13 protein-coding genes and 1 pseudogene are annotated in these 11,279 nt (G+C 64.8%); 4 read left to right on the forward strand and 10 right to left on the reverse strand.

The features are described 5' to 3' along the window. Window positions 1–247: 247 nt before the first annotated feature. Window positions 248–994: an SDR family NAD(P)-dependent oxidoreductase gene (locus B3M58_RS10165; RefSeq protein ID WP_021703069.1), complete on the reverse strand. Its 747-nt coding sequence runs from the start codon at window positions 992–994 to the stop codon at window positions 248–250. 360 nt (window positions 995–1,354) lie between these two features. On the opposite strand from B3M58_RS10165, the gene B3M58_RS10170 reads away from it, so the two are divergent. Continuing rightward, the gene (locus B3M58_RS10170) at window positions 1,355–1,591 is read left to right on the forward strand and encodes a DUF2798 domain-containing protein (protein WP_021703070.1); all 237 of its coding nucleotides are present in this window, start codon (window positions 1,355–1,357) and stop codon (window positions 1,589–1,591) included. Window positions 1,592–1,804: 213 nt separating this feature from the next. On the opposite strand, the gene B3M58_RS10175 is transcribed toward B3M58_RS10170, so the two are convergent. Together B3M58_RS10175 and B3M58_RS10180 are read right to left on the reverse strand one after the other, a co-directional pair. Further along, a complete protein-coding gene (locus tag B3M58_RS10175) occupies window positions 1,805–2,479 on the reverse strand; it encodes a haloacid dehalogenase type II (protein WP_021703071.1) in 675 nt (224 codons plus the stop codon). Between the two features lie 65 nt (window positions 2,480–2,544). Further along, a complete protein-coding gene (locus tag B3M58_RS10180) occupies window positions 2,545–3,243 on the reverse strand; it encodes a glutathione S-transferase family protein (RefSeq protein ID WP_021703072.1) in 699 nt (232 codons plus the stop codon). A 134-nt stretch (window positions 3,244–3,377) separates the two neighbouring features. Here B3M58_RS10180 and B3M58_RS10185 point away from each other — a divergent pair, with 134 nt between their 5' ends. Together B3M58_RS10185 and B3M58_RS10190 are read left to right on the forward strand one after the other, a co-directional pair. Then, the gene (locus tag B3M58_RS10185) at window positions 3,378–3,959 is read left to right on the forward strand and encodes a TetR/AcrR family transcriptional regulator (RefSeq protein WP_236081186.1); all 582 of its coding nucleotides are present in this window, start codon (window positions 3,378–3,380) and stop codon (window positions 3,957–3,959) included. After that, window positions 3,956–4,663 carry a glutathione binding-like protein gene (locus B3M58_RS10190; protein ID WP_021703074.1) on the forward strand — a complete coding sequence of 236 codons (708 nt, stop codon included), beginning with the start codon at window positions 3,956–3,958 and terminating at the stop codon, window positions 4,661–4,663. Before B3M58_RS10185 ends, B3M58_RS10190 begins: the two co-directional genes overlap by 4 nt. Before the next feature lie 142 nt (window positions 4,664–4,805). Here B3M58_RS10190 and B3M58_RS10195 read toward each other — a convergent pair whose 3' ends face one another. From B3M58_RS10195 to B3M58_RS10210, 4 genes are read right to left on the reverse strand one after another with little or no spacing between them, the layout of a single operon-like run. Beyond that, on the reverse strand, window positions 4,806–5,279 hold the full coding sequence (locus B3M58_RS10195; protein ID WP_021703075.1) for a DoxX family protein: 474 nt from the start codon (window positions 5,277–5,279) through the stop codon (window positions 4,806–4,808). A gap of 11 nt (window positions 5,280–5,290) precedes the next feature. Beyond that, window positions 5,291–6,046 carry a DNA-binding domain-containing protein gene (locus B3M58_RS10200; RefSeq protein ID WP_021703076.1) on the reverse strand — a complete coding sequence of 252 codons (756 nt, stop codon included), beginning with the start codon at window positions 6,044–6,046 and terminating at the stop codon, window positions 5,291–5,293. Then, on the reverse strand, window positions 6,043–6,876 hold the full coding sequence (locus B3M58_RS10205) for a DUF692 domain-containing protein (protein ID WP_021703077.1): 834 nt from the start codon (window positions 6,874–6,876) through the stop codon (window positions 6,043–6,045). The genes B3M58_RS10200 and B3M58_RS10205 overlap by 4 nt, the downstream gene beginning before the upstream one ends. An 18-nt stretch (window positions 6,877–6,894) precedes the next feature. Continuing rightward, window positions 6,895–7,167, reverse strand: coding sequence for a DUF2282 domain-containing protein (locus B3M58_RS10210; protein WP_021703078.1), 273 nt, complete (start codon window positions 7,165–7,167; stop codon window positions 6,895–6,897). A gap of 342 nt (window positions 7,168–7,509) precedes the next feature. Here B3M58_RS10210 and B3M58_RS10215 point away from each other — a divergent pair, with 342 nt between their 5' ends. After that, entirely contained in the window at window positions 7,510–8,151 is a 642-nt protein-coding gene (locus tag B3M58_RS10215) for a DUF1109 domain-containing protein (RefSeq protein ID WP_021703079.1), read from the forward strand. Window positions 8,152–8,162: 11 nt separating this feature from the next. Here the strand turns inward: B3M58_RS10215 and B3M58_RS10220 are convergent, their stop codons facing one another. The 3 genes and pseudogenes from B3M58_RS10220 to B3M58_RS22600 all read right to left on the reverse strand — a co-directional run. After that, window positions 8,163–9,053: an HD-GYP domain-containing protein gene (locus B3M58_RS10220; protein WP_021703080.1), complete on the reverse strand. Its 891-nt coding sequence runs from the start codon at window positions 9,051–9,053 to the stop codon at window positions 8,163–8,165. Between the two features lie 40 nt (window positions 9,054–9,093). Then, on the reverse strand, window positions 9,094–9,975 hold the full coding sequence (locus tag B3M58_RS22595) for a methyl-accepting chemotaxis protein (RefSeq protein WP_370649567.1): 882 nt from the start codon (window positions 9,973–9,975) through the stop codon (window positions 9,094–9,096). Then, a pseudogene (locus B3M58_RS22600) lies at window positions 9,949–11,025 on the reverse strand (methyl-accepting chemotaxis protein); the annotation flags it as partial. The gene B3M58_RS22595 and the pseudogene B3M58_RS22600, both read right to left, overlap by 27 nt. Window positions 11,026–11,279 lie beyond the last annotated feature (254 nt).

Raw genomic sequence — 11,279 nt, forward strand, 5'->3', positions numbered from 1 at the left:
TTTCCGAATTCTGCGGTTCCCCCATCAAGGAGCGTTCGCAGGTCGCCATCAATGAGGGCGAACCGAAGAGCAATCCCTGGGGCGGCCAACTGGTGGGTGGTCCGACCACAGCCAGTACCGGCAATAATGTGGACGACAATATGTCGTTCAGCCAGTTTGCCTGAGTGCGCCTGACGGCCGCCTGATGGCGGCCTTGCTGCGATGAACATGCACCGCAGGGCATATGCCCTGCCGGCGCATGCCATGGTCAGCGCAGGGTGTAGCCGTTGTCGACGATCAGGTCCTGCCCGTGGATGCCCCGTGCGCCCAGCGACAGCAGGTGCAGCATGGCGTCGGCGATCATGGCGGGTTCGAGAAATGCCCCATTCAACAAACGCTGTTCCACTGTCTTGGCCACCGCCGCCAGCGCGTCGTCGCTGAGTTGCAGGGTGCCCCAGATCGGTGTTGCCGTGGGCCCTGGCGATACCATGTTGACCCGGATGTCGTCGGCTGCCAGCTCGACGGCCAGGTTGCGCGCAAAGGCTTTCAGGGCCGCCTTGGAGGCAATGTAGGCGGCGAGGCCGGGAAAGGTTGCCTGCGAGAGAAAGGTGCCGGTGAACACGACCGAGGCTGGGCGGGCCAGGTGGGCTTTCAGGCTGGCCAGGGTATTGAGCGCGCCCGCGCCATTGACGGCCCATTGCCGCTCGAAGGCTGCGGCATCCAGGCCATCGGCCAACTGGGCGATCCCGGCATTGGGGGCCAGGTAGTGTATCGGGCCCAGGGTGTGCGCATACCGGGCCAGCCTGGCGAGGTCGTCGGCGCGGCTGATGTCGCCTTCAAGCCAGGTCAGTCGTTCTCCGTAGTGTTCCTGCAAAGCCCCCAGCTCACCCTGGTGACGGCTCATGGCCAACACCCTGGCCCCGGCCTGGAGCAGGCCGGTCGTCAACGCGTAACCGATGCCCGAGCTGGCACCGGTGACCACAGCCAGGCGATTGTCGAATTCGTTGTGCTGCATGGTTTGTCCTTGCATTCAGTGGGTGAGCACTGTGCTGAACACAAACCATGCCAGTATATAAGTTGTTTAAAAACAGTAGGTTGTGATTTTTGTTGTCGTTATGACCTGGAGTTTTTGTGGTCGCGGTGACTCATCGGTGGTCGCGATGACCCGGCCAGGCGAGCGCATTGCCTCCAGGCTCGTTCCGCATAGAATGCGCAGTGGGGACAATCGGTAAAATGTTCTGCACGGACGGATAAAACCACTGTGCGCATTCGCGGCAGGATAACAGCCATGCCAGGCGCCTTTGTGGCGTTCACGCGTTGAGGGCATCGAGGCGGAGGCGCATGGCGCGCTTCCCGTAACCAGGGGGCATGTACAGTGATCAAGCTATCGAAACGCCACGGGCACCATCTTTTTGCGTTGTTGCAGTCGGCCATTACCTGTGCGATTGCCTCGGCAATTGCCAGCCGTCCGCTGTTTCCCGTGGAACGGTTCATGGGGCACTGGTCGAAGGCCTGGGTGTTGTCCTGGCTGATGATGATTCCGGTGGTGCTGTTGATCGCGCCCTGGCTTCGGCGCCTGGTCAATTACCTGACCGACAGCGACAACCTCTGAGCCCACCGCGCAGCGATGGCATCGGCGGGCCTGAGTGAAAACGCCTACAGGGTGAAAAACGATGACGGCACTCGCGAGCGTTTCCGTACGCCGGGGCAAGCCTTCTCGCCTGGGGAACAGGTACGCATCGACGGCATTCGCCTTGTTCACTAGCAGCCCTGGCCCGAACGGCGCCCCGGCCATCATCCATGGGCGCCGTTCGCGCGGACAGCTTCAATCGAGCAGCCAGTCGCTCATCTCGCCCAGGTCACGTACTTCACGGGTCGGGGTGGCGCCCAATTCATCGAACACGGCCCCCTGACGATTGACCCAGCACACCGGAAAGCCGAAGTGCCGGGCGCCGGTCGCATCCCAACTGTTGGACGAGACGAACAGCAGCCTGTCCCTGGGGATGGCCATGGTTTGTTCGGCCAGGCTGTAGACGCGGTTGTCCGGCTTGAACACCTTGACCGTTTCGACACTGATCAGGTGGTCGAATGCCCAGCCCATGTCCGAGTGGCTGACGACCTGCTCGATGGAGTGGTGCGAGCCGTTGGAGGCGATGGCCATGGGCAGGCCGCTTGCTTTCAGCCGCCGCAAGGCCGCGGTCGTGTCCGGGTGGGGAGCCAGGTGCAGGTAGGCCTGGCCGAGCTGCCGCAGAGTGGTTTCATCCGTGGCGAGCCCCAGGTGCTTGCAGGTGTAGCGCAGGGCTTCTTCGGTTCGTTGCTCGAAGCTGGCATAGCGGCCCATGAGGCTGCTCAGCCAGGTGTATTCGAGCTGCTTCTGTCGCCACAGGCGGGAGATGGCCTCACCCTGGCCCGGGTAGGCGCTTTCGCAGGCCTGGACGACGGAGTGCACGTCGTACAACGTGCCGTAGAGATCAAAAACGATGCCTTCAATGGGTTGCATGCCACACCTCTCTGGGGATCGTGTCCGGGGGTCAGCGTGCGCTGGGCACGCTGACCCGGTGAGGCTTACGCCGGGTAGTTGGAGGGGAACAGCGCGCGGCGCATCTGCTCGTCGAGGTCTTTCTTGAAGGCGTGGTCCTTGCCCACTTCACGGGCACGGGCCGCCGCCGGGCGCGCATCGATGGCCTGGAACCAGCGCTGGATGTTGGGGTAGGCGGCCAGCGGGTCGCTTTCGCCCTTGAGCACGCGCGAGGCACGGTCGATCCAGCCCCAGGCTGAGATGTCCGCCAGGGTGTAGCTGTCGCCCACGATGTAGTCGCGCCCGGCGAGGTGCTCATCCAGCACCTGGTAGTGCCGTTCGGCTTCGCGCCGGTAACGGTTGATTGCATAGGGGATGCTCTCCGGCGCGGCATACTGGAAGTGCACGGCCTGGCCGGAGAACGGCCCGATACCCGTGGCGATGAACATCAGCCACGACAGCAGTTCGGGTTTGTCGGTCGGCGCGCCCATGAGCTGCCCGGTCTTTTCGCCGAGGTAGAGCAGGATGGCGGTCGAATCGAACACCCGTGCCTCGCGGCCACCGGGGCCTTCGCTGTCGACGATGGCCGGGACCTTGCCATTGGGGTTGATGGCCCGGAACTGCGCGGTGTGCTGTTCGCCCTTGCCGGTATCGAGAGGAACCAGCTGGTAGGGCAGCCCGGTTTCTTCCAGAAACAGGGCGACCTTGGCCGGGTTGGGCGTGGGGTGGTAGTAGAAATGAATCATGCGGGTGGGGTCCTGTCTTGTGTTTTAGATCGTTCGATCTAGAATAGGGCCGTCTACAGAAAAAGGGCAACACCTGTGTTGGCCTGGCAATGGGAGTACGGATGGCTCGGCCAAGAGAGTTCGATGAGAGGGCGGTGCTCGATGCAGCCGTTCAATGTTTCTGGGCCCGTGGCTATGAGGCCACTTCGGTGCGTGACCTGGCCCAGGGCATGGGGCTGACCAGTGCCAGCCTGTACAACGCTTTTGGCGACAAGCGCTCGCTGTATCGCCGTGCGCTGGACCATTACGTCGAAGAGGGTTTTGCCGACCGGGTGCGGCGATTCGAAGGCGTCCTGCCGCCGCGCCAGGCCATCGAGGCGTTCTTCGACGAGATACTCGAACGCTCGCTCAACGACCCCCAGCACAAGGGTTGCATGCTGGTGAATTCCGCCCTTGAGGCCTCACCGGACGACCCCGACTTCCAGCGCGCCGTGGCTGCTGTCCTGATACAGATCGAGGCCTTTTTCCGGCGCTGCGTGCTGGCCGGCCAGCACAGCGGCGCCATTACCTGCGCGCAGCCGGCGGACGATCTGGCGCGCCTGCTGCTGGGCATTCTCCTGGGCGTTCGCGTCCTGGCCCGAACGCGGCCGGAGCGTGAACTGCTCGAAGGCATGGTACGGCCAGCGCTGACCCTGCTTGACAGTCACTTGAACCTTCACGGGGACCACCAACGATGATCGAGCTCTACTACTGGCCAACACCCAACGGCCACAAGATCACCCTGTTTCTGGAAGAGGCCGGCCTGGACTACCGCATCCACCCGGTGGATATCAGCGCGGGCGACCAGTTCAAGCCCGATTTCCTCGCGTTCTCGCCGAACAACCGCATGCCCGCCATCATCGACACTGCGCCGGCCGATGGCGGGGAAGCAGTGACGGTGTTCGAATCCGGCGCCATCCTGCTGTACCTGGCGGAAAAAACCGGGTTGTTCCTGCCCACCGACCTGCGTGGCCGCAAGACGGTGACGGAATGGCTGTTCTGGCAAATGGGCGGGCTTGGGCCGATGGCCGGGCAGAACCATCATTTCGGGATCTATGCACCGGAAAAGATCCCCTACGCGATCAACCGCTACGTCAACGAAACCAACCGCCTCTATGGCGTGCTGGATCGTCGCCTGGCGGACAGCACCTTCGTTGCCGGCGAGCAGTACAGCATTGCCGACATGGCGTGCTACCCCTGGATCGTGCCGTGGAAGAACCAGCAGCAGAACCTCGACGACTTCCCCCATGTGCGCCGCTGGTTCGAGGCCATCGCCCAGCGCCCGGCCACGGTCAGGGCCTACGCCAGGGGTGAGCCGTTCTCCAGCCGCCCGACGGTGACCGAGGCGGGCAAGAAGATCCTCTTCGGGCAGACGGCGGGCAATGTACCGGCCGGGCAATGAGCCCCTGAGCCTGCCGTACCTGCCGTAATAGCCTTGATGCATTCAGCCGTGGGCCTCGGTTCCTGCCCCTCTCTCATAAACGGTAGAGGGGCACGGAGCGCCCACGACCTGAAGCGCACAGCATTGCCTGCGCCAGTCGCATTCAGCGAATGCGCAGCAGCCTGTCCAGCGACCACGCCCCGGCGCCCCGGCCGATGATGACCAGCAGCAATCCGGCCCAGGACAGGTGCGTTGGCCAGGCATCGGGGTAGACGAATACCTGGATGACCGCAGTCATGCCCAGCAGCGCCAGGGCAGACAGGCGCGAGAACAGGCCGACGATCAGCAGCAGCGGAAACACATGCTCGGCATAGGTCGCCAGGTGGGCGGCCAGGTGCGGTGACAGCAGCGGCAGGGCGTATTCGCTACGAAACAGCTCATAGGTACCGGGGGTGATGGTCAACAGCCCCTCGACCTTGGTGCGCCCCGAGAGAAAGAAGATCGCCGCAACGCTGATGCGCGCCACCAGGCTGAGCGTCGAGTCGCTGATCAGGCGCTGAAGCAGGTCGCACACCTGGTCCCAGCGTTGACGCACTGTGGCGCGGCTGTTGTTGGACGACGGCTGGGTGATATCCATGGCTATTTCCTTCATGCAAGAACAAGGGGAGAGAACACGCGGGCACCCAGCAAGCGGCTGAGCAGGTCGGTAAAGTCCAGGTCGCCTTGCCGCTGCAAGGCCAGGGCCGAGGCCCGCTCCAGATCGTGTCCGGCAGCGCAGGCGTCCAGAAACACGCAGCCAGCGGGTTCGAGCGCGTGCCAGGTGACGCCATCGCAATGGCCCACCAGCAAAGCGCCTTCGCCCTGCCAGGGCAGGTTGTCAGGCAGGTCCACCCCTTCGCGGTTGCAGCGCCAGAGGCTGTAGATCGGTTGCTCGTCGAACCACCGCCAGCGTGCGCTGGCGCGCGGGCGCAGGTGACAGGTTGCCAGTGCCTCGGGCGACACGCCGGCCAGGCTGGCAAGTTCCAGCGCGGGCTCCTGCACGGCACAGAAGGCCTCTATCCACAGGTAGTCGAGTTGGGCCACCGGGCCCAGGTAGGGCAGCTCCCGGGCCGGCTCGAAGGCCGCGAGAAACGCGGGAAAGTCCGCCCCGTAGAAGATCAGGCGGGCATCGCTTGGTGCGCAGGCGTTGGCATGAACGACCGCCGCCGCGCGCAGCCAGTCACGGCCGACCAGGCGTTCGACGCTGGGGAAGTTGTCACACAGCGCCTCGACGCAGCCCTTGAGTACGGTATTGCGGTACACCTGAAAGCCGGGTTGCGCGGTGAGGGCGGACAGTTCCGGGGCGGCACGTACCTGCAAGGCCTCGATGAAGGCGTCCTGGAAGTGTTCGAGACGTCTGATCATTGCGTCGCTCCCAGTCGGTCGAGCATGGCCTGGGCGTGCGCGCGTTCGCCGAGCAATGCCGTGAACGCGGGTACGTTGTCATCGCGCTCGATCAGCGTCGGGCGCGGGCCGATGCGCTGGATCAAGCGCTGATACAGGGCCCAGACCGGGTCAGCGACCGGGGCGTCGTGGGAGTCGATGAGCAACGCACCGCCGGCGTCATGGCTGTGCCCCGCCAGATGAATCTCCGCGACGGCCTGGCCCGGGAAGCGATCGATGTAGGCGGCCGGATCAAAATCGATGTTGTGCGCGCTGACGTGCACGTTGTTGATGTCGAGCAGCAGGGCGCAACCAGTGCGCTGCGTCAGCTCGGTGAGAAAGTCGATTTCATCCCAGTCGTGGCCGTCCAGGTGCAGGTAATGGCTGGGATTTTCGATGGCAATGCTGCGCCCCAGGGCATCCTGGGTACGCTGTATGTTGTCTGCGATGCGTACCAGGGCCTCGTGGCTGCGCGGGAATGGCAACAGGTCCGGGTAATAGTGATTGCGCCAGGTGGACCAGGCGAGGTGTTCGGATACCAGCGCCGGTCGCACGTGGTCTGCCAGCCTGCGCAGGCGCTGGAGGTGCGTCGGGTCGGGGGCGGCGTCCGCCGCCAGGGACAGGGAGACCCCGTGCAGCGACAGCGGATGCCGTTCGCCCACCGCTTCCAGGTGGGCCAGGCGAGCACCGCCAACCATGTAGTTCTCTGGGTGGACCTCAAACCACAGCCCGGCTGCGCTGCAGTCCCGGGCGGCGTCGTAGTGCTCGGCCTTCAAACCAAGGCCGGCACCCAGTGGCATAGGAGCGTGCATGATCGGCGGCGCCTGCGCTCAGGACTTGATCGGCGTGAGCGAGCCCATGCCCTTGGGGGTCTTGATCGAGGTGCAGGTGCCTGCCGGGACGTTCTTCCAGGCATTGCCCTGGTAGTCGACCTTGGAGGTGCCGGCGCAGCTGGTGCCGGCACCGGCGGCGCAGTCGTTCTTGCCGGCCAGGGAGACGCCGTAGCATTTTTCCACGCTTGGCGTGGCCTGGTTGTCGGCCATGGCGGTGGATGCAATGGAGGCGAGGGCGAGTGCGGCGGTAGCGAGGGCGAAGCTTTTCATGGTGTATCTCCGTGAGAGGCTCAATGGCCGCCAGCGCAACGTGACGGTCCGACCAGTAATTCGCTCTGGCGGCGCACTTGGTTACAGCACATCGAATATTTCCTTCGACGTGCTCACGCTCGCCGCCTTGACGCCTGCCCATGCCCCGGGGGCGCAACCACCTGGTGCTACAGCGCGGGAAAATTCACCCAGGCTGTAACCGTTACCCCCTTGGCAGCGAACTACCTCCACAGGGCCTGGCCGGTGCCAACGGCACCGCGCTCGGCCGCACATGGCTTCGATGGCCGGGCGCCCGCTGGTGCCAAGGCCCGCTTGGCATCGGGTAGCAGAGGTAGTTGGACGATGAGGACTGACGAGCTGATTACCCTGCTGGCGACCGGTGTGCCGGCGGTCGACAAGCACCTGTTCGGCAAGCGCTTTGCCCTGGCGCTGGTGGTCAGTGTCCTGGGGGCCGCGTTGCTGATGACCCTGCTGTTCGGGGTACGTCCCGATCTGGCGCAGGTGGCTCGCTTGCCGCTTTTCTACGCCAAGCTGGCGTTGCCGGTCGCGTTGCTGCCGGGGGCGCTGTACCTGACGCGGCGCACCGCGTGTCCGGGCGGGCGGGTCGGCGGCGCCTGGGTCATGCTGTGCATACCGTTGCTGGTGCTGTGGTTGGCCAGTGCCTATACCCTGCTGGAGGCACCGCTGGCCGCCCGCTTGCCATTGACCCTGGGTAGAACCTGGAAGGGTTGCCCGTTCAAGATCCTGCTGCTCTCGCTCCCCGGTATCGTTGCCTTTTCCTGGGCGCTGCGCGGCCTGGCGCCCACCCGGCTGCCCCTGGCCGGGGCGGGTGCCGGTGCATTGGCCGGTACGCTGGCCACCCTGGTCTATTGCCTGCACTGCCCGGAAATGACCGTGCCGTTCTGGGGCGTCTGGTATGTGCTGGGCATGGCCCTGCCCACCGCATTGGGGGCGTTGCTGGGGCGTTGTGTGTTGCGCTGGTAGGGGCTGTCGGCTCAGGCCGGGCCACGGGCCGGGCTGAATTGCCGGGCCAGGCGGGCGAGCAGGTCGGTATCGGGTTGGGGCGCAAGGTCGTCCGCGCTGCCGGTTTGCCCGGTTGCACGCAGTGCCAGGGCAGCGTCCGGGGTGGGGCGAACCAACTCGTAGCCGCTGGCGCACGAAGGGCAGAAGACATGATCGCCCTCGACGTGAGCCTGCTGTAGGACCACGGTAGGGCCGCACATCGCGCAGCGACGCAGGGGAATGCCCGCGTCGGTATGCCCCATTACGGCGTCGAGCAGGCCCTCGTGCCCCAGTTCGATGAACAGGCGGCCATAGTGCGTATTGAACTGCGTGCCGAGGTTCTGACCGATGATGCCCAGCGCCCTGTCCAGCGGCATGCCCGGGCGGTAGGCGCGGGAGCTGGTCATGGCGTCGAAGGCGTCACAGATACCGGTAATGGCGGCCATCGTGGAAATATCCGCTGCGCCGAGCCCGTGGGGATAACCGCTGCCGTCTGGGGTTTCGTGGTGCGAGGCCACGGCATCCATCACCAGCGCGGCTATCGGATGGGTTTCGAGCATGCGCCGGCCGATTTCCGGGTGCGTGCGGATCACCGCGTATTCGTCATCGTTCAGCGGGCCGGGCTTTCTCAATATGGCATCCGGGATGCCGACCTTGCCCAGGTCGTGAACGAAACCACCCAGGGCAAGGCGCGCCACCTCCGCTGGTGCGAAGCCGCTTTTTTCGGCCAGCAGCGCACAGTATTGGGCAACGCGCCAGAGATGGCCGCCGGTGTAGGGATCGCGGGCTTCCACGACCCAGGCCAGCGTCAGCAGGCTGGACAGCAAGGCTTCGTCGATGACAGGGCGCGCGGGGCGCTTGCCCAGCAAGTGGAGAATGTTCATAGGCGTTCCTTGGTCGGGCCGTATGGTTTCAGTCGAATGCCTAGAACGTGAAGTGCCGTATCAGCTCGTTCAGTTCTGCGCCCAGGCTGGAGAGCTCCTGGCTGGCCGAGGCGATGCGAGCACCCGCCTTGGTCGAGTTTTCGGTGATGCTGCGCACGGTGGTGATGTTTTCGTTGATATGCTCGGAAAGCTGTGTCTGCCGGTCTGCGGCGACGACGATCTGTTGGTTGGCCGCCTGGATCGACGCCACCGACTCACGGATTTCCTCGAGTACATGCCCGGCGCTGTGCGCAAGCTGCACGCTGGTGTGGCTCATGCTTTCGCTGCGCTCCATCAGCGTGGTGGCTTCCTGGGTGCCGGTGTGCAGGGCATGGACCAGCGCTTCGATTTCCCGCGTGGAACTCTGGGTGCGCTGCGCCAGCGCCCGCACTTCATCGGCGACCACGGCGAACCCGCGCCCCGATTCACCGGCGCGGGCGGCTTCGATTGCGGCATTGAGCGCCAGCAGGTTGGTCTTGTCGGCGACGTCACGAATCACGTTGAGTACACCACTGATGCGCTCGCCATCATGGCGCAGGCGGGCCATGGCCTGGTTGCACACCTGCACATTGCTGGCCAGGGCTTCGAATTGCTCGACCGCTTCTCTGATGACCCGGTCGCCCTCGACGCTGCGGGCTTCGGTGGTGATCGCCAACTGTGAGGCCTGGCGCGCGTCCTCGGCCACATGCCGGGCGCTGGCGACCATTTCGCCCATGGCCGTCGCCACCTGTTCGGTCTGGTGGCGCTGGTCGCTGAGCCCGGCACTGCTGCGGGTCGCCACGCCCGACAGGTCGGTCGCCGATACCGTCAGGCGTTCGGTGCTCGCACCGATATGGCCTATGATCTGCCTGAGATGACGCGCCATTTCCCGCATGGCATCCATCAACTGACCCAGTTCATCGTGCAGGCGATGGTCCAGGTTGCCGGTGAGGTCCCCGGCGGCGATGTGCCGTGCCAGGGCCAGGGCCCGATGCAGTTGCGGCACGATCTGCCGGGTGATCAGCCAGGCGGCGCCGAGGCCCAGCAGCAATGCCAGTGCCTGGGCCACCAGCAGTTCGCCATGGGCGGAGCGCACATCGGTATCGCGCCCCTGCACCTGTTGCTGGTAGGCGATCGTGGCGAGTCGTTGCAGCTCCTCGGAGTGTGCGAGCAGGGTCTGCTTCACCGATTCGCTCTGGCTCACGCTGCTTTGCAACTCCTTTACCCGGTCCTGGTAGGCCAGCACGGCCCGCAACCCTTCCACCAGTTGCGCCTGCAGGGTGTCGTTGGGTAGCCGCTCCCACAGTTCATTGCCGCGATTGCGTATGCTGTCGGCGGTCTGGGCCACCCGCTGTTCGCCTTCGGCTGTGGGGCGGGCGATGTAGCTCTGGACCTGCTCGCGCAGCCGGGAAATGATGGTTTCGAGCTCAACGATCATGCGCGCCCGCTCGATGCTCTGCGGGTCGCCGCCCGGCAGCAGGTCAAACAGTGCCTGGCGGACATTGCCGAAGTGCTGCTCGATGGCCTCGATGGCGGGGAGCATGGCCTTTTCTGCGCTTGTCGCCTGGTGGCGTGCCGTTACCAGCTTGTCGAATGCTTGTTCGTAGTCTCCCGCCACGGCGCTGATGTGATCCAGGGTTTCGCTGGCCTCGGGGCCCAGGCTGGCGCGGATTTCATTCACCCGCGCACCCAGCTTCTCGACCTCGCGGGTGTAGGCCTGGGCAGCACTGCTCTGGCCATTGCGGTCGAATTCGTTTTCCTTGAGGCGAACCGCCGCGATCAGGGTGGCGAGAGAGGCACTCTCGACCAGCGCTTCGCTGCGGTCGGTCAATTGATTGATGCTGCGCAGGGCGATCCCGGACAGCGTGATCGATAGCAGTAGCACCGCGCCAAAGCCCAGGGTCAATTTGCCATGGACTGACTTACCGAAGAACCGACCCACTACGGCGAACATGCTGAACGCTCCCTGATCGTTGAAACGGCCTGGCGCGTTGCCTGTCGTATCGGCAAGGCGTCAGGGAATACACAACGTTGGTGCTTGCATCCCGCCGGGCTGCGGCCTGCATGGGCGCAGCGTGGTGACGGGCAGGCGGTGCTAAAGCGGTGCGCCGGCCACGCCACGCATCGGTGCCGTGCGGGCGTGGTCGGCAACCCCGTGGGTCAGGACTTGATCGGCGTGAGCGAACCCATGCCCTTGGGGGTCTTGAT

It is taken from the genome of Pseudomonas sp. UBA2684, from assembly GCA_002354655.1.
GTDB lineage: Bacteria > Pseudomonadota > Gammaproteobacteria > Pseudomonadales > Pseudomonadaceae > Aquipseudomonas.